Origin of the sequence: Halobacteriovorax sp. BALOs_7 (genome assembly GCF_003612895.1) — a bacterium.
In the GTDB taxonomy this organism is placed as follows: Bacteria; Bdellovibrionota; Bacteriovoracia; order Bacteriovoracales; family Bacteriovoracaceae; genus Halobacteriovorax_A; species Halobacteriovorax_A vibrionivorans.
In genome coordinates this window covers 368638-385936 of the sequence record NZ_CP027772.1, presented here as the reverse complement: position 1 = coordinate 385936, position 17299 = coordinate 368638, and the positions used below count along the sequence as shown (strand labels likewise).

Below are 17299 nucleotides of genomic sequence, written 5' to 3'. Positions count from 1 at the left end.
CCCCAATAATTGTTATAGCAACATCTTACAAAAAGTTGAGTATGATTTCATTAGATTTTTTCACTAAAAAATTCATTAGTTTTGAACAAGTTCTTGAAAAAAAGCTCTCAGCTTACTTAGAGATGCTTACCAGTAAAGAAAAAGAACAAGTTGAGAAATCTTATCAAGCACTTCTTGAAAAATACGGTGAAAATGAAGATCCTTGGGGACTAAATATCCCAAAGGCCAGAAAGAGTATCGAAATACTCTACGCCATATATCAGCATTATTTTAAAGTACGCTTCTTTGGTAAAGAAAATATTAAAGACGAACATTATATGGTTATCTCAAACCACTCAGGACAAATCGCTATTGATGGCCTACTAATAGGCTGTGCCTTTGCTTTTGAAGTTGATAAACCAAGAGTTTTAAGGCCAATGGTTGAGAGGTTTTTTACAGCACTTCCCTTTATAAATAAGTGGTCTGCAGAGTGCGGAGCAGTCTTAGGTGACCGCGACAATTGCCTAAATCTTTTAAAACGAAAAGAATCTCTACTCATCTTCCCAGAAGGTGTTCGTGGAGTATCAAAGAGTACCAGTGACTTTTACAAACTTCAGGACTTTACAACAGGGTTTTATCGTATGGCCCTTAAAAGCGGAGTTAAAATACTTCCCGTTGCAGTTGTTGGAGCTGAAGAAGTTTTCCCTTATGTATATCAAGCTAAAGGGGTTGCCCAAGCACTTAATCTTCCCGCATTACCCATAAGTGCCAATTACTTTCCTCTACCTTCTCCTATCGATATTCATGTCGGTAAACCAATAGAGCTTCCAACTGATATTAACTCAGAAAGTGAAGACCATTTGATCACACCACATATAAGAGAGATTGAAAGAACAATTCAAGAGATGATTAATGAGGGAAGAGAAAAAAGAAGACCTTGGATCTTCTCAAAAGATCAAAAAAAGGATGCAAATTAATGAACAAGCAACCTTCAATTCTTATCATTGGTGCCGCTGGTGGACTTGCCAATATTCTATGTGGAATTCTGTCAAAACGCAGAAGTGAATGTCGTGTCATAGGGATCGATACAAGGGCCTTAAAAAATGATATCGACTTTGAGAACTTCTCTTTTGAAAGAATGAGATATACTCGAAGAAATTTTGAGAAGCTTTTTAGAGAAAATAAATTCGATGCCATCTATCAACTTGGACGTCTCACCCCTCCAGGCGGAACAATTGAACAACGCCTAAGTTTTAGTCTCGTCAATACAAATAAGGTTTTAGAATTAGCACAGAAAAATAAAGTAAAGAAATATATCCTATTAAGCTCATACCATGTTTATGGAGCACTTGCAGATAATCCAGTTTTTATTACTGAAGACTTCCCTCTTAGAGCAAGTATCAAACACTCAGAATTAAGAGATGTTACTGAAGTTGATGCTCTATGTACGAACTGGATGTGGAAAAATCAAGATTCTATTGAGACAGTTGTGCTAAGGCCATGTAATATTATTGGGCCTCAAATTGATAATACAATCACAAAGTACCTAACATCACATATGACACCTGTTCCAATTGACTTTAATCCGATTCTTCAATTCATTCACGAATATGATATGGCCAATATATTGTTTGAAACATTAGATAAAGTTCCAACAGGTGTATATAATGTTGCTCCAGACCAAACAATCTCCTTACAAGAAGCAAAGAAAATCATCGGTACAAAGAATATCCCATTTCCTATATTCACTGTAGGAGTGGTTTCTAAAGTATTTAAAAAGCTATGGACATTTCCGGGGTACTTTTTAGACTTTCTTATGTATTCATGTGTTATTGATAATTCTAAGATTCAAAAATATATTTCAAAAGATATTTTTAAATACGATACGAAAAAGACTTTATCGCTATTAAGAAAGCCCCTCCCTTAAAGAAGGGGCACAAAATCTAGTCTTCTTGCTCACTCGCAATTGAGCGCTCAACGAGCTGCTTAAGTGCGGGATCATTTTGCCAATCATAAATCATATCAAATTTAGAAAAAGTAGAGATCGCTTTTTCATTTGAACCTTCTGTCACAGAAACGAGATCTTGCTGAATTAAATTCTCAACATTATCGAGATTATTATAGATACTCACCCATACTTCAGGCTTCATTCTTAATTCGACAGTTTTCTCCTTTTCGATTCTCTTTTGATCATCAACAAAGTCAACAACTGCATTTCTAATATTTAGTCCATATTTCATACCGTTGCCAAAATCCAGAGAAATAAACTCTCTAGTTCCTACTGACTGCTCTGGATTAATTCTAATCCTAAAGTAGTTCACAAAGTCACCAACATTATTAACAACTTGAGTCTTATCTGCTGGTGCATTCTTAATTATTGCAGTTTTACCTTCAGCTTCTCTTGCTTGGCTAAGGGCCCAGCTTCGAGCTGTCGTCGCAAGACTTCTATATCCAATTTCATTAAGACAATTTGCCTTAATCTTACGATTATCCTTACTGTCATTAACATCCACTAGATAACGTGCTAACTGACAAGACCACTGGTAATCACCATCACGATAAGCCTTATCTGCAAGATACTTAACACGTGCTTCCCCACCCATAGACATTACCATACGGTTAGCTTCATCTTTTGGGTGAAGCTTAAACAGAGTTGTCGCATCACGATTGAATTGACCAAAGATTGCTGTAAAAATACGAGGGGCCATTGTCGAAATTGGGCCATAGTTTTGAATCAATGTCGCTTCTTCTGAAAGATATTCAGGAAGTTTTACATAATAGCGAAGTTCATCAGGCCCCATACCAAGAGCAATCCCCTTGAGAGTTTGATCAAGAACATAAGACAGGCCATCTTGATAATTTTGTAACCTTTGTGCAACTTTCTCTGCTCCAACAACACTTGTCGAATGTGTACTCATAAGAACTTCAGGTTTTAGTTTTTTGATTAACTCAACTGACTGTTTCCATCCTAATGGATTTCGATAACGTCCACCACGCAGACTATAAATATTTGGGTACCAGCCCCACATGACATTATTTAAAACAGCCTTCTTAGATGGGATATGTACGAGAACTTGATTATTAGTGTCAGTTCCAACTCCTTCTGTATAAAAGACCATCTGAATTCCAGCGACTGTTAATTTTTGACCATCTTTAACAGGTGTATTTACAGGTACAAATCCAGAAGAGGCAGGAATAACAGTATTTTTAAAACGAGCATCTGAACCCGAATCAGGTAGATAAAGATTAAATTGTTCAACGGTTCTGGCCATAAGAACCCCTCCAACCTCAGGGTGAAGAGTTGAGACTCCACCAGTAGTTAGCATCTCTTTATTTGTATTGGGATGACCAATGATGCGAATGGAAGAATTACCACGCTTCTTTTCCTCATCAACAATATACTTAGCTCCAAGAGTATAATGTTCATGAGAATAGATAATCGCCTTTACTGGTAAATTAGTAACCTTTCTCATCTCGCTATAAAATTCTTTAGAGTCGTGGTTATTGTCACCAGTATCATAAAGGATCACTCCACCCTTTCCTATAATGAAGTGTGAGTTAACAATACTCTCACTTCCAATAGTGTAAAGACCGTTTCCTAAGTTAACTGTTGTCAACTTATCATAAGAGCCTCTCTTCTCACTTTCTGATGGAAGATTTAAATAATCTTTTGTCTCTTGAGTGACTTTTGCTCCATTTTCAAGTGATACAAGTTTATCTTCTTTAGCATTCATCATTGGGTTTTTAAAATACTGCTTGGTTTCAGTGAATGCCGTCGACATGACACTTGTTCCTCGTCCAACAAAGAATGAGATTAGGCATAAAAATACAATTGCAAATCCTAGTTTCATAACTTTTCCTTTTTTATAGTTACGTAAACTTTTTCGGAACTGTATTCACATGCAATAAGTTAAGAAAGGTAAATTATTCATAAGCTCGGCCAAAGATAACAATAACCAAGCATAGTAAAGACATCAAAACAGAGAACAAAAACTTCTTTCTATTAAGACGGTACTGTATTAGACAGCTACTAACACACTGAAAGAAATAATAAAGAGCAAATGCTTTAGAAGCATAAGATATAATTTCAAAGATATTGAAGAACCAAACAAGAACGACTCCAATTAGCGCAATAATCAGATACGCATTACTTGACTTTATTTTACCTTTTGACAACTCTGAGACTAAGCCTCCACCACCTCCCATATCAGCTACCGCAGCACTTAACTGGCTTGCCATGGCAGCAGCGAATAGAAACGTTGGAGCAAGAGTGAACACATACTTCCCAATATCAATGACTGATGTCTCACTAATCACTCCTCTTAATGGATGAGCATGAAAAACTGGTACAAAGAAAATAATTAAAATTAGATAAATCAAACTACTTATAAGCTGGGCATATCGCATACTTTTCACTCTCATTTGACGATCATATTTTTCAAAGAGGTATCGACTTGTTTCAAAACCCTGAACCATAATAAGAAGCCCTAATGCGACAGAAACAGTATTAAAACTGAGATCATTTGCAACTTCAGTGGCCTCCCTCATGCCCTCTGCATTAAAGAATTGATATGAAATTAATCCCACAAGAAACGTTATAATTATTGATAACTTTATATTAACAGATACCGACTCAAGCTTTTCTAGCGAATTTAAACCATGTTGATGGCCAAAGAATGCAATAGACATGATAACAAGAGTGACGACACCCTTTTCTACATAAATGCTATGCTCTCCAGTCATACGCAAAAAGAATGATGAAAATAAATACAAGTAATATGTGATAGATAAGATATAAGCGAAGGAGAGAACCCATTCTCCCAACCTCTCATTTATTCTTATTTTATTTTGTTTACTGTTCTCTATATCGTTTGATTCTAGCCGTGGCTCAACATCTACGATATTCCAACGAATTACTTCCCCTACACCGTAAGAGGCAGCACAAAGAATGAGCATTAAAAATGGTGCTCTATTACCACTTAAGCTATTCAGTAGTGGTGCAGCTATCAAAAACCCACTTCCAATAATCGAAGCCAGAGGAGTCATAGTCGCAGTCCATATTGTATTTGTCATTACTCGTCGGCTAAATAAGACGAAAAGAATAAATAGTGATAGGAGTAAATATATTAATGAATCGAATTCAATCATAGGAACCTCAAGTTAGATTATTTATATACTAGCAAGGCCATGGATAAATCTCATCAACACGCTGCATACTACAAAGAGAGCTTCAAATGATATTAATAATTGACTGATATTTCATATATGAATAGACTTATAACTCACGTATCTTCTCTATGCCTTGGTGGTGGACCAACATGCAGCAAAAGCGCAAAGCGGTTTTGATGCTTAGTTGGCTCGTAGAAAAGAAGGAGGGACTTGCCCGACTGAATTTTCGAGACCAAAGTATTTATTAAGATGATTCACGTATCTCTATGCCTTGGTGGTGGAATGGTAGACACGACGGATTCAAAATCCGTTGCTAGCAATAGCGTGCGAGTTCAAGTCTCGCCCGAGGCACCATAAAAAAAGACTAGCTTATGCTAGTCTTTTTTATTCTTATAATTAATTTGGCCAAACAAAGTATTTTAAAAGAGTTCTCTCTAAATTATCAAGATTAACTTCTGTAGATACTAGAAGCCTTCCATCTTTTTCAATAATATGCTCGCCAGACATTGTCACAGGAGAGATTCCAACTTCTAAGTTTGTAACATCCATGACAAATCCACTTTCTTTAATCTTTGCAATTACTGCTAAAACAAGATCCTTTCCTAGGTGAAACTCCTCTGTATTAGAGCTATTATGTAGGAAAAACAAAATTCCATCCTCTGTAACAGTATCAAACCTAAAATAGTCAAGAAGTACTCTTTCTAAAGTATCTTCATCAATTGTAATTGAAACAAATAGCTTCCCATCCTTTAATACACTTAATCCTTCAGGCATCTTAACTGGTGTTATACCAATATCCAAAGTTGGTTGAATTGGTGTAAAGCCTTCATCAATGATTCCCTTAAGAACAGAGTTAACAAGTTCTCGTCCTCTTAAAAACTCTTTTACATTTGCTCCGTTATGAGCTGAATAATGTATCTTTAATGATTTAACTGAGTCAGTCAGTGCGTATTCAACAGTATTTAAAATATCAGATGTTTGAGCACTAGCGCCTTGTGCAAATAGTAAATTTAATAAAAATAGTGTTGTTGTAAGAACTCTTTTCATTTCCCCTCCATACAAGTTAATTAAAAAATTAGATGTACTTGTAGCAATAGAAAAAGACTCAGAGTACTTAAAGAAGGTTAATTGTAAGTAAAAAAAAAGGCCCTAAAGTAGGGCCTTTCTTTACCTTGTTATTGTTGTTAAATTAGAACATTTATTCTTTTTATAAAACTTTTGTAGGCCAACTGTTCGATCGCGATTATTAACAATCTCCATCATTATTTGACCTAGGCGGTCTGCTCTTAATCCCTTATGACCAAATTTATCATCCAGGTACTCTTGGGCTTCTTCTAATGTCAACTCTTTACCGTAAAAGTTAATCGTACGAGCAACATTATCAGCAACTTCTAATGAGTAAGTCTCTCCTTCAATTTCAACTTCACTTCTTCCTAATTCTCTTTGCATTGAGATTTTCTTTAAGTAATTTCTAGCAGTAATGATTCTTCTTGCTAGAATTGCTGAATCATTATGAGACTTAATTTTTCTGCGATCCTTATTATCAGCATCTCCAAAGATATCATTATTTGTGGCCAAAAAGTCATAACCAAGCTCTGATAACTTTTGAGCATAAACCCATACTTCTCGAGTTGTTTGAACATCAACACAAGCATTTAGTTTTCTATCTTCGCCTAAGTCATCAGACTCACCAGTTTCACTAATATTGTAATGCTTCTCTAAATCCTTATACTTATCATTAAAGTTCTTATTTTGATCTTCTGCCATACTTCTCATTTTATCGACAAATTCACGGCCGTACTTTCCGTATACATGATTTCTAATGATATCTAATGATTTAATAATTTCTCTTAGATCACCATCCTTAGAGTCTTCAGATGAGTATTCCTTTTTTGCAATAATCGCAGCAAGTCTATTGTCGACATCTGAAATTGCAGCTAAAGCATCAGTGATTCTCTTTTCTCTCTTTTTAAGATCTTCACTCTTTAATAGTTCCTTATACTCTTTCACTGTTATATTTTCATCACCCAAAGAGATAATATATGTGTCATCAAATATTGATCTTGCTTTCTCTCTCTTTGCACTAATATTTTTAAGAACACGATTGAAAGAGCTTGCCATATCAGCAAGAAATTCTTTGTTAAAGTCTTTCACGCTCATTTCCATAAGTGCCATAGGATTATCCAAAAGACTTAGTTTCTGCTTAAATAATATATTTAAGAAACGATCAGCTCCTTTTGACTCTGAAATATAAGAATCCAAGTACTCTTCTAATAAATCTTTAGAAAAAGCCAACTCTCCTAAAACTTCAGCTTGCTGATAGCGAGCAGACTTTCCTGGCAGATCTGTTAAAGGGGTTTTCATCTTCTCATAGAGACCTGAGATTAATTTTTCAACTTCTGCATCTATCTTATTAACTTCTGCCGACTTAATCTTTTCAAACTCTGCTTCAACATTTTCTTTCGCTTTTGCTAATGCTTCATAATCTTTTTTAATTTGTGCAACAAGTGCTTTTGAAAGCTCACGGTCTGTATAGTGTCTTTGAGTGTCAATATCAAAAATCTCTAGTGCTTTCACCTGATTACGAACATCATAGTAAGCACAATTAAGTTTTACGAAAGTATTTATATCTTCTTCATTTTCGAATTCAAATCTATCATTAAAGATATTGCTTACAAATCTTAAGATTGAAGCAACTGCTAATCCACCATATGCAACAGTAATTCCAGATGGCGAATATAAACCAAATTGTGAAAATGTTTGAATGATATCTGCTGATCGTTCTAAGAAAGGTGTTCTCTCTAAACTAGAACAACTATTATTTGAAAATAACGTATTAACACCATTAATTACTTGAGCTACAGGAATACCATCTACAGTTACTTCTTCACTACTTGGGATTACATCTGTCGTTTCTTTTCCTTGCTCTTCTTTCAATTTATTTAATTCAGTTTCTAACTCATTTGAACTATCAATAAGGTTTCCAATTAAAGACTCATTCCCATCAAAACAATCATCTTTAAATACCGTTACAATATTCTTTAGACTTGTTAATGCTTGTTCATATGAGCGAGTGTTATTTAGTGGACAAAACTCTGGACGAGTAAGTGGTAATTTATTTCGAGATACAACATCTTTGATTTCAGCTTCAAGTTGTGAATCTAGTTTTGCATTCTTAATGGTCCTCACATAACTCTCAAAATCAGAAGCATGAGCACTAACTGATGTGGACAAGATAAGAACTGAAAGAACTCCAGACATTACTCTTTTCATTTTATTCTCCCTAAACAATGATGATGCGTAGCAGAATTATGACATATTCATGTTTGAGCACGATCATTTCGTGGGAAAATTGTAATAATTACCAGAGCTAAACACTTAAAATTACGTATCTCTAGATTAATCTCGCTTAAGAAGTAGCTTAACTTCTCTCATGACCTTATTGATTTCATTCTTTGAGAGACCAAGCTTTTCAAGGTGCTTTCTTTCTAAGTGCTTAATAACGACGATATTTCTTTGCAATAGGGCCTTCTTCTCTCGTGCCCTTAAAGTCGATAAAGCTGTTATTGGATAGATACGATATTTTTGAATCAATTGGCAGAAAGTATTCTTCTTAGGGTAATTCATTGAATAAAGAAGCAAGCCTACTCCATTAGCATAGGCGATTGCATCTTCAGAAAATTGAGTATTGGACATCAGTGCATATTGGAATTTTAATTCTGGATTGGCCTCTTTTATATCTAGGTAGCGCGAATGAACATAGAGTGGAATTTTCACATCGTTCTTATAATATTTGCGATTGTGAAATTTGCATTCACAATATATATCACCATCAGCACGTTCCGCGACAACATCCACTTCATGTAGAACATTCACTCCTTTTTTTAAAACAGAAACTTGAGTTTCGTACCCCTTGGCCTTAAACATTTCTGCACATAAGACTTCAAAAGGATAACCTGTTGGACCTAATTTATAGATGGCCCTTTTGATATTATAATTAGCAGCATCGACTTTGGAGATCTTCTTTAAAGCTCGATATGTTTGCTGATGAATCTTGGTTGTTGATGACAGGGGCTCTAGTCCCTGATAGACCTCATTGACAATATCTTCAGTGTCCTCTTTTGATACACCAGCAGCTTTTAAACTTTTTGCAAACTTCTTCTTATCAAATTCTTCATACGTACGATTCACTTTTCGAATTAAGTACTTAAGCTTTTTATTTTTTCTAGCGCTCATTAACTATCCAAAAGATATGTCTTACCATCTTCAACATTGATGGTCTTAATCTTTAATCGTTCTTCAATACTCTTTGCAAAATGTATAACTGTTTCTTCTTCTCCGTGATTCAAGAAGACTTTCTTTAACGATGGCCCAACTTTTTGAATAAATTCGATTAATTCATCTCGATCAGCATGAGCAGATAAAGACTCTAGCTTCTCCACATGTGCCTTAACCTCCATACTATGTCCAAGTAAGTAAATTTCTCTTTCTTCTTCTACTAACTTCCTTCCGATTGTTCCTTCACCTTGAAATCCAGTTATAAGAATAGTGTTATTTTCATGTTTTCCATACATTTCCATGTATTTGAGAACTTTTCCACCGCTTATCATTCCCGACGAACTAATTAGAATAAATGGTTTCTTTGTTCTAGCTAGCTTCTTTGTATCGGAGCTATATTCTATAAACTTCACAGACTTCATTGCTTCATTAAATTGTTCAGGATCAACTTTTAGCGAGTCGGCCATACCCATATAGAGTCTTGTGGCCCTAACCCCCATTGGAGTATCTAGATAGACAGGTATTTTTACTTGAGGCTCTTTTGCAAACAGCTCAGACATTAGATACATAAGAACCTGCGCTCTTGCGACAGCAAAAGCAGGGATAAGTAAGACGCCATTTGTTGAAATTATTCTTTCAATATGTTTTTTTAATATTTCAATAGAATCTTCTTTCTTATGAAGCCGATCACCATATGTTGACTCTAAAACAAGATAGTCCGCTTGAATATTCTTTTGTGGCGGATTATGAATTAGATCATCTCTTCTTCCTACATCTCCAGAAAAACATATTTTCTTTGTCCCATTATCAAATGTGATATTGGCGGCACCGAGGATATGCCCCGCTTCTTCATAGATAAATCGAAAGCCTTTGTCATACCATTTATTTAAACTTACAGACCTTAGATGACTTAGAGTTGCATCAACATCATCAAGATCATAGAGGATTGACTGAGACTTACCTTCTTTAAACTCGTAAGCTTGAATACTAGCAGAGTCTCTTAAAATAAGCTCAACAATCTTACGTGTTCCCTCTGTACAATAGATCTTGCCTTTAAAGCCATTCTTTATTAGCACAGGTAAGTAGCCACAATGATCGTAATGAGCGTGAGTTAAAAAGATTGCATCAATTTCATTAATATTGAAATTGGGAAGAACTTGATTCTTTTTCGTAGAATCTTTATCACCTTGATACATTCCACTATCAACAAGAACCTTCTTATTATTAATTTCTAATAATGTCTTAGATCCGGTTACTGTTGAAGTGGCACCATAAAATACAAGTTTCATATTATCCATAGGGGATATTATATCGCTTATTATTCTAATGTTACAAATATAAGAAAGTAAAAAAGCCTCCAAAAAGGAGGCTTATATCATGAAATTAGATGTTTTATATGATCACCAATAAAGCTAGCAATGAAATAGTAGCTATGGTCATAACCTTCACGATAATTAACTTGTAAATCCTGATTATTATCAGTGCAAACATCTTCGAAGTTCTTAGTTTTAAGTTGTCCCTCAAAGAATTCGTCAGCTAAACCTTGTTCAATTAAGATTTTCTTAACATGACGCTTCCCACTTTTTACAAGCTCACAAGCATCATATGCTTTCCATGCTTCACGATCATCACCAAGATAACCAGTGAGCGCTTTTTCTCCCCAAGCTACTGCTGTAGGATTAACAATTGGAGAAAATGCAGAAATCGCTTTAAAAAGATCAGGGTTTCTTAAACCAATAACAAGAGCTCCGTGTCCCCCCATTGAATGACCTGTGATTGAGAAGTTCTCAGGCTTAAATTCATCCTTAAGCATTGGAATGAGTTCACTCACAATATAGTCATACATATTATAATGATCTTTATATCCTTCAGTTGTGGCATTAAGATAAAAACCGGCCCCAGAACCGAAATCATAACTATCATGCTCCCCAGGAAGATCGAGTCCTCTTGGAGAAGTATCCGGACAAACGATCATTGTGTTTGTATTTGCAAGGTGAAGCTGAGCTCCTGCTTTTGTTATAAAGTTTTCTTCAGTACAAGTAAGCCCAGATAACCAAATAATGATATTTTCAATTTTATCTGTCTTAGGTTTGAAGTACGAAAACTTCATATCTGTTTTTGTTACACTTGATGAGTGGAGACAGAAAGCTGTCTCCCCTTCAAACGATTTATGACTCTTTATTTTTTCAAAGCTCATAGCTTACCCTTCAGTGTTAAAATCAATAACTGTTCTAATGGCCTTCCCTTCGTGCATTAAATCGAAAGCTTCATTGATTTTTTCTAGTGGTAGTTTGAATGTTACAAGGTCATCAAGATTAATTTCTCCTGACATATAACGATCAACGTAGCCAGGAAGTTCAGTTCTTCCTTTTACACCACCAAAAGCACTACCACGCCAAACACGTCCAGTTACGAGTTGGAATGGACGAGTGCTAATCTCTTGTCCAGCACCGGCAACACCAATGATAATCGATTCACCCCAACCTTTATGACAACACTCAAGAGCAGATCTCATAAGCTCAACATTACCAACACACTCAAATGAGTAATCAACACCACCATCAGTTAATTCAACAATAACTTCTTGGATTGGCTTGTCATATTTTTTTGGATTAACAAAATCAGTTGCACCAAATTTCATGGCCATGTCTTTCTTATCGTCATTAATATCAATTGCAATAATTCTTCCTGCTTTGGCCATCTTGGCACCTTGGATAACTGAAAGTCCGATACCACCTAGTCCAAAAACTGCAATTGTTGCACCTTCTTCTACCTTTGCAGTATTGAATACGGCACCAATACCAGTTGTTACACCACAACCAAGAAGGCAGATTTTATCTAGAGGAGCTTCCTTACTAACTTTAGCAAGTGAAACTTCTGCCACTACTGTATATTCAGCAAAAGTTGAAGTTCCCATATAGTGATGGATCATTTTACCATCTTTAGAGAAGCGGCTTGTCCCATCTGGCATCAGTCCTCTACCTTGAGTTTCTCTTACAGAAGAACAAAGATTGGTCTTTCCAGACTTACACATTTTACATTCACCACATTCAGCAGTGTATAGAGGAATAACATGATCACCAACTTCTACACTTGTTACACCTTCACCAACTTCAACAACAACCCCACCACCTTCATGGCCAAGAATTACAGGAAAAAGCCCTTCAGGATCCGCACCAGAGAGCGTGTATGCATCAGTATGGCAAACACCAGTTGCGTGCATCTTGACAAGAACTTCACCTTTCTTTGGTCCTTCTAGGTCAACTTCTTCAATTTTAAGTGGCTCATTTGGGCCCCAAGCAACAGCTGCTTTTACTTTCATATATACCTCCGATTAATTATTTATTTGATTCATTATTATAAGGGGAAACCAGATTGTTGACAATTGTGACATACTGATACAAATTGTTTACACATGGAAACAATAAAGGACCTTACCCATATTTATAGCTTTATCAAAGTTGCCCAATTTCGCTCATTTACAAAGGCAGCAGAAGCGCTCAAGGTTTCACGTTCACATTTGAGTAAGTCTGTTAAGGAGCTAGAAGAAAAGCTCGGTCAGCCTCTCTTAAAAAGAAATACCCGTTTTATTGACTTTACTGATTTTGGTAAAAAATACTTCGAAACTTGTGCAAATCATATCGAAGAAATAGAAAGATTTACTAAGATTTCTAAAGAAACAGTAAAAGACACCAAAGGTAAGATTAGAATTTCTTTAGCTGGTGCATACGGAGAAGATGTTATCGCACCAATGATATCAAATATCTTATTAAAGCATCCAGGAATAGAAGCGGAATTAGACTTCTCCACAGAGCTTGTGGATATAACAACTCATGAGTTTGATCTTGCAATTCGCGTCGCTGAAAAAAAACCTACAAAGGGATTTGCCATACAGATTTCAGAAAGAAAAGAATTTGTGTGTGCTTCTCCAAATTACTTAAATAAATTCGGAATTCCAAAAAAACCAAAAGAACTTATTAACCACAATTGTCTTATCGGTAGCAATGAAAAGTGGAGCTTTACTCATGAGAGTGGAAATGAAAAAGTTTCAATAAGAGGAAACTTTAGAAGTTCAAACGGTAGGGCCATCATGAATGCTTCTCTTCAAGGCCTAGGTATTTGTAAACTCCCAGGTGTCTATGTTCTAGACCATATTAGAAATAAAACTCTGCTACCACTTCTAAGTGACTACACACAACAATCAATCCCAATTTGGGCAGTAACACCATCAAAGAAATCAATTTCTTCCTCTGTTAAGCTATTGCTACAAGAGTTTGGTGTCTTTCTATTTTAAGAACAAGCTTGTAAAGCGCTAGACTCTTCAATTTCACAAAGATATTTAAAGAGAATTTCATTTTCTCGATCCATGTGAATATTAATTCCTAAAACAACTCTCTTGATATCTTTAACAAATTCAGTCCACTCTTTATTTACTTCACTACTTAATTCGTATCCCTGAACCTTTGCCATTAACTCTTTTAATTCTAGCTCCTGCTCTTCATGCCCTTCTAATATTTCTTTGATATCTTCACAGGTTTCTAGTTCATCTGATAAAAGAAGAGGAAATAAATGAGACTCTTCTTTTTGCATATCTGCTTCTATAGTAATCCAAAAACGGATGAAGAAATTAGAAAGTCCTTTTGGAATATTTGGATCATCTTGGTACTTCTCTTCAATTTCATATGATCTACGCATTAATGCTTTAAACTCATTTCGAATAATTTGATGATAAGAGATTAACTCTTCTACTTTGGCTTTGAATTCAGCACTCACTTTTACACCCTTGATAAGACAACTATACTTAGCTTCTTATTCTAACTTAACGCGGTGCAAGTAATATGATATTCATCATGGTAAATTTGGTACAAGCTTTTAAACTACAAAGTTATTAAGCCGATGAAATTAAAGAGTTTTTCTTTGTAAGATTAATTTGTTTGCACAAATATTTTATTGATAAAACATGACCTCACTAACTGACTTCAAGCTCAAGTTCAAGTTCTAAATCGAGCTCATCAATTGACTCGCTATCAAAGATAGCAATTGATTTTTTTAAAAAACGATCTTCTTTTTTAACATGGGCCTGTAGATCTTCAACAAAAAGACGTGTTCTCTCAACTAAGTTCTTCCATAAATCACAACTTTTTGTCGCAACTTCATAGTTTAACACTTCATCAATTAATGGTTGTAATTCTTTTTCAAAACAGCGATGTACTGCTAATACCTCTTGTATGTCACCATAACTTTCATCTACACGATCATCTAAGATCAAAGGAAATATGGTCCTTTCTTATTTTTTGTATCAATGCCTCAATAGTGACCCAAAAGCGTAATAAGAATGTTGAAATTTCTTTTGGGACATCCGGATCGACACATTTTACTTCAACTTCTTTGGCCATGATAATGAGCTCTTTAAAGTCATCTCGTAATGACTTATGATCAGAAACTAATTCTTGAATTTCAGAATTGACTTCATTACTCATATTCTCCCCCTAAGTACATAACTATGTTATTGCCTAAACTAAATTATAGCTCAATAAGAGGTCGATAATAGTTTATAGATCATAATACTTTTGACACTTTTACGTTTTCCCACAATTTTAGTAGAACTGTAACACATAGTATTTATAGGCTTTGAGAGAGATATTATTTATTAAATATTTCTAGTTTCAAACTTAAAACTTCACCCATCCATAAAGTATTTTGAGTATGATCAAGATAATCATTACCAGTGTTAGCGTGTAAGAAAACTGTTAATTCATCTCTATTTTCAAAAAGCCAAGGTATAAAATCATTAAGCTTTTCTTTAGAAAAAAGAAACTGACAACTCCATCGAGGATGAGGACCGACCTCTTTTTGATGGGCCCTTCCAACCTGAATATAGTTAAGATCTCGAGCTTTATTAATAACTCTTAATGCTTTTTCATAAGTTTCATCGTCGTAATATAGGTGTGCATGGTAGTCCAAAATTTTCATGAGCGAATTCTCCCTAATAAAAAGTTAAATTGCAAGCAGTATGAATATCGAATAGCATCAATAAAAACCACTGATTTGGTCAAAGTAAAATGTGGAATTGAGTGAATGGTGGATAATTGGATTTATTATTTCTATCGTAAATATTGCGATCTGGATGACAGTAGACGGTATTTGGTGGAAGTTCTTAGGATTATATTAGGGATAACTCATAGATGAGTTACCCCTAAATGATAACTTAAGCGGCTTTATTATTCTTCGGTGAAGCCTTCTTTGCTTTGGGCATAAAGTTGATCACTTCGCCTTTTTTTACAAAAGAAGTATTCTCAGTAATTAATGTTTTTAAATTAGTAATATTACCACCAATATTTACTACTGACTGACTTAGATCTGTTGAAGCAGCTTTAAGGTCATGAGCAGATTGACTGGTCTGACTAGCAGAACTCGAAATCTCCTGCATTGCCTTACTAACTTCTTCTACTCCAATAAGTTGTTCTTTTGATGCTGATGCAACCTCATTTGAGTTTGCAGCAACTTCATCAAAGTTATTAATAACTTGTCCAAAAACTTTTTGACACTGGCTACTAATCTCAACACTCTTATTAATTTTATCCTTACTTGCATTTAAAGAATTATTAACCTGACGACTTGAGTCTTCAACAATCTGTGAAACTTTCTTTAAACTATCGACGAGAAGCTTTGAAATTTCATCAGCTGATTCACCACTCATTTTTGCAAGATTACCAACTTCTTCAGCGACAACAGAGAAGCCCTTACCATTCTCTCCAGCTCTAGCAGCTTCTACTGAAGCATTGAAAGAAAGGAGCTTCGTTTGAAACACAATATCGTTAATAACTTGCGTTTTAACGTTAATCTCTTCAAATACTTTTACAATTTCATTTAGCTCTTCATTACTTTTTTCTACAGTCGTTGCTAATTCTGTCGTACTAGAGTCAACCTCTTTTACACCTTGAGCAAGATCAGAAAGATAACCAACACCATCATTTACAAGTCCCTGACTCTCTTGAATTAGATGAGCAACCTTATTTGATCCATCCGTATTACTCTTAATCATTTGAGATATTTCATGAAGAGAGCTCGATGTTTCTGTAGCTGCAGCAGATAATTGTTCAGATATAGAACTCAATGCTACAGAACGGCTACTAAATGTTTTTGAAACTGCATCCAGATTATTTCCTTCAGTTGAAATTGAATCAACAATTCCATTAATACGACTATCAATTTTACGGGCCATAAAGACAGCAATAAAGATCGAACCAATAAAGCTGAATATTGAAATAAATGTCATTAAGAAAACTGAACGAGAGTATGTTTTATCAGCCTCTTTAAACTCTGCTGACCCCATACTCATAATAAGTTCCTGTAACTTATTTAAGTCTTCACGGGCATTTTCAAAAGATTTATTTAATGTTGTAAGAGAATGCTTTCTTATCTCTGCCTTAGAAATACCTGCTGGTAAATCCCCATTACTATCGATAGCAAAATGCGCCTTTGCAGCTTTTTCAAAAGAGGCAATATTTTTTTCAAAGCCAGCAGAAATCTCTTTTTCAGCTTGCGTATTAGCGAACTTTCGATACTTATTAAAGCGATCAACAACTTGTTGTTTATTATCGAAATAATCTTGTGCAAAAGACTTCTTTTGTTCTGCAGTAAGTCCATCTAATAAAAGTGATCTTTCTGCAACAAGCATCTGTTGAAAATCTCTATCTGCCTGTACTAATGCATCAATACCTGGAAGTCTTTTTGAAAAAACTGTGTATAGATGTGATTTTACAGAAGTAAGAGATGTATATCCTACGGCCGCAATAATTAATTGAATTAAAAGCATTGTTCCAGACAAAGCAATTAATTGCTTTTTAATAGTCCATTGTTTTTTCATACG

The 17299-nt window shown here is 35.1% G+C and carries 17 protein-coding genes and 1 tRNA gene; 5 read left to right on the top strand and 13 right to left on the bottom strand.

All coding sequences use genetic code 11. The features are described from left to right. Positions 1 to 41: 41 nt before the first annotated feature. Both BALOs_RS01835 and BALOs_RS01830 read left to right on the top strand, forming a co-directional pair. Positions 42 to 956 (top strand): lysophospholipid acyltransferase family protein, encoded by a 915-nt coding sequence (locus BALOs_RS01835; RefSeq protein WP_120404139.1) that lies wholly within the window; start codon positions 42 to 44, stop codon positions 954 to 956. Then, positions 956 to 1906 (top strand): NAD-dependent epimerase/dehydratase family protein, encoded by a 951-nt coding sequence (locus BALOs_RS01830; protein ID WP_115362041.1) that lies wholly within the window; start codon positions 956 to 958, stop codon positions 1904 to 1906. The genes BALOs_RS01835 and BALOs_RS01830 overlap by 1 nt, the downstream gene beginning before the upstream one ends. Before the next feature lie 16 nt (positions 1907 to 1922). Here BALOs_RS01830 and BALOs_RS01825 read toward each other — a convergent pair whose 3' ends face one another. Beyond that, positions 1923 to 3830: an alkyl sulfatase dimerization domain-containing protein gene (locus tag BALOs_RS01825; RefSeq protein WP_120404138.1), complete on the bottom strand. Its 1908-nt coding sequence runs from the start codon at positions 3828 to 3830 to the stop codon at positions 1923 to 1925. A 73-nt stretch (positions 3831 to 3903) separates the two neighbouring features. After that, positions 3904 to 5052, bottom strand: coding sequence for a hypothetical protein (locus BALOs_RS01820; RefSeq protein WP_240406487.1), 1149 nt, complete (start codon positions 5050 to 5052; stop codon positions 3904 to 3906). 364 nt (positions 5053 to 5416) lie between these two features. Between BALOs_RS01820 and BALOs_RS01815 the strand changes: the two genes are divergently transcribed. Next, positions 5417 to 5502 (top strand) — tRNA-Leu (locus BALOs_RS01815). A 42-nt stretch (positions 5503 to 5544) separates the two neighbouring features. On the opposite strand, the gene BALOs_RS01810 is transcribed toward BALOs_RS01815, so the two are convergent. The 6 genes from BALOs_RS01810 to BALOs_RS01785 all read right to left on the bottom strand — a co-directional run bounded on the left by BALOs_RS01810 (position 5545) and on the right by BALOs_RS01785 (position 12748). Next, positions 5545 to 6195, bottom strand: a complete 651-nt coding sequence (locus tag BALOs_RS01810; RefSeq protein WP_115362045.1) for a hypothetical protein — start codon at positions 6193 to 6195, stop codon at positions 5545 to 5547. A 120-nt stretch (positions 6196 to 6315) separates the two neighbouring features. Beyond that, complete coding sequence (locus BALOs_RS01805; RefSeq protein ID WP_120404136.1) at positions 6316 to 8421, bottom strand: hypothetical protein; 2106 nt, start codon at positions 8419 to 8421, stop codon at positions 6316 to 6318. Between the two features lie 126 nt (positions 8422 to 8547). Continuing rightward, complete coding sequence (locus tag BALOs_RS01800) at positions 8548 to 9384, bottom strand: restriction endonuclease (RefSeq protein WP_115362048.1); 837 nt, start codon at positions 9382 to 9384, stop codon at positions 8548 to 8550. Then, on the bottom strand, positions 9384 to 10724 hold the full coding sequence (locus tag BALOs_RS01795) for an MBL fold metallo-hydrolase RNA specificity domain-containing protein (protein ID WP_115362049.1): 1341 nt from the start codon (positions 10722 to 10724) through the stop codon (positions 9384 to 9386). Before BALOs_RS01795 ends, BALOs_RS01800 begins: the two co-directional genes overlap by 1 nt. A 77-nt stretch (positions 10725 to 10801) precedes the next feature. Next, positions 10802 to 11623 (bottom strand): S-formylglutathione hydrolase, encoded by an 822-nt coding sequence (gene fghA / locus BALOs_RS01790; RefSeq protein ID WP_120404135.1) that lies wholly within the window; start codon positions 11621 to 11623, stop codon positions 10802 to 10804. Between the two features lie 3 nt (positions 11624 to 11626). Continuing rightward, complete coding sequence (locus tag BALOs_RS01785) at positions 11627 to 12748, bottom strand: S-(hydroxymethyl)glutathione dehydrogenase/class III alcohol dehydrogenase (protein WP_120404134.1); 1122 nt, start codon at positions 12746 to 12748, stop codon at positions 11627 to 11629. Between the two features lie 93 nt (positions 12749 to 12841). Between BALOs_RS01785 and BALOs_RS01780 the strand changes: the two genes are divergently transcribed. Next, positions 12842 to 13720, top strand: coding sequence for a LysR substrate-binding domain-containing protein (locus tag BALOs_RS01780; protein WP_120404133.1), 879 nt, complete (start codon positions 12842 to 12844; stop codon positions 13718 to 13720). On the opposite strand, the gene BALOs_RS01775 is transcribed toward BALOs_RS01780, so the two are convergent. The 4 genes from BALOs_RS01775 to BALOs_RS01760 form a co-directional block, all read right to left on the bottom strand. Next, positions 13717 to 14199 carry a hemerythrin domain-containing protein gene (locus BALOs_RS01775; RefSeq protein ID WP_162929492.1) on the bottom strand — a complete coding sequence of 161 codons (483 nt, stop codon included), beginning with the start codon at positions 14197 to 14199 and terminating at the stop codon, positions 13717 to 13719. The genes BALOs_RS01780 and BALOs_RS01775 overlap by 4 nt on opposite strands. A gap of 196 nt (positions 14200 to 14395) precedes the next feature. Next, positions 14396 to 14695, bottom strand: a complete 300-nt coding sequence (locus BALOs_RS01770) for a hypothetical protein (protein ID WP_120404131.1) — start codon at positions 14693 to 14695, stop codon at positions 14396 to 14398. Further along, positions 14682 to 14906, bottom strand: a complete 225-nt coding sequence (locus BALOs_RS01765; protein WP_120404130.1) for a hypothetical protein — start codon at positions 14904 to 14906, stop codon at positions 14682 to 14684. Before BALOs_RS01765 ends, BALOs_RS01770 begins: the two co-directional genes overlap by 14 nt. A 163-nt stretch (positions 14907 to 15069) precedes the next feature. Continuing rightward, positions 15070 to 15399, bottom strand: coding sequence for a DOPA 4,5-dioxygenase family protein (locus tag BALOs_RS01760; protein WP_120404129.1), 330 nt, complete (start codon positions 15397 to 15399; stop codon positions 15070 to 15072). Between the two features lie 97 nt (positions 15400 to 15496). On the opposite strand from BALOs_RS01760, the gene BALOs_RS15275 reads away from it, so the two are divergent. Then, complete coding sequence (locus BALOs_RS15275; protein WP_205570964.1) at positions 15497 to 15598, top strand: anion permease; 102 nt, start codon at positions 15497 to 15499, stop codon at positions 15596 to 15598. Between the two features lie 36 nt (positions 15599 to 15634). Here BALOs_RS15275 and BALOs_RS01750 read toward each other — a convergent pair whose 3' ends face one another. Beyond that, on the bottom strand, positions 15635 to 17296 hold the full coding sequence (locus BALOs_RS01750; protein ID WP_120404127.1) for a methyl-accepting chemotaxis protein: 1662 nt from the start codon (positions 17294 to 17296) through the stop codon (positions 15635 to 15637). Between the last annotated feature and the right edge of the window lie 3 nt (positions 17297 to 17299).

Coding starts and splice junctions, on each gene's coding strand:
- BALOs_RS01785 (WP_120404134.1), bottom strand. CDS start 12,748: ATGAAAGTAAAAGCAGCTGTTGCTTGGGGCCCAAATGAGCCACTTAAA.
- fghA (WP_120404135.1), bottom strand. CDS start 11,623: ATGAGCTTTGAAAAAATAAAGAGTCATAAATCGTTTGAAGGGGAGACA.
- BALOs_RS01835 (WP_120404139.1), top strand. CDS start 42: ATGATTTCATTAGATTTTTTCACTAAAAAATTCATTAGTTTTGAACAA.
- BALOs_RS01800 (WP_115362048.1), bottom strand. CDS start 9,384: ATGAGCGCTAGAAAAAATAAAAAGCTTAAGTACTTAATTCGAAAAGTG.
- BALOs_RS01765 (WP_120404130.1), bottom strand. CDS start 14,906: ATGAGTAATGAAGTCAATTCTGAAATTCAAGAATTAGTTTCTGATCAT.
- BALOs_RS01795 (WP_115362049.1), bottom strand. CDS start 10,724: ATGGATAATATGAAACTTGTATTTTATGGTGCCACTTCAACAGTAACC.
- BALOs_RS01825 (WP_120404138.1), bottom strand. CDS start 3,830: ATGAAACTAGGATTTGCAATTGTATTTTTATGCCTAATCTCATTCTTT.
- BALOs_RS01830 (WP_115362041.1), top strand. CDS start 956: ATGAACAAGCAACCTTCAATTCTTATCATTGGTGCCGCTGGTGGACTT.
- BALOs_RS01820 (WP_240406487.1), bottom strand. CDS start 5,052: ATGACAAATACAATATGGACTGCGACTATGACTCCTCTGGCTTCGATT.
- BALOs_RS01810 (WP_115362045.1), bottom strand. CDS start 6,195: ATGAAAAGAGTTCTTACAACAACACTATTTTTATTAAATTTACTATTT.
- BALOs_RS01750 (WP_120404127.1), bottom strand. CDS start 17,296: ATGAAAAAACAATGGACTATTAAAAAGCAATTAATTGCTTTGTCTGGA.
- BALOs_RS01760 (WP_120404129.1), bottom strand. CDS start 15,399: ATGAAAATTTTGGACTACCATGCACACCTATATTACGACGATGAAACT.
- BALOs_RS01805 (WP_120404136.1), bottom strand. CDS start 8,421: ATGAAAAGAGTAATGTCTGGAGTTCTTTCAGTTCTTATCTTGTCCACA.
- BALOs_RS01780 (WP_120404133.1), top strand. CDS start 12,842: ATGGAAACAATAAAGGACCTTACCCATATTTATAGCTTTATCAAAGTT.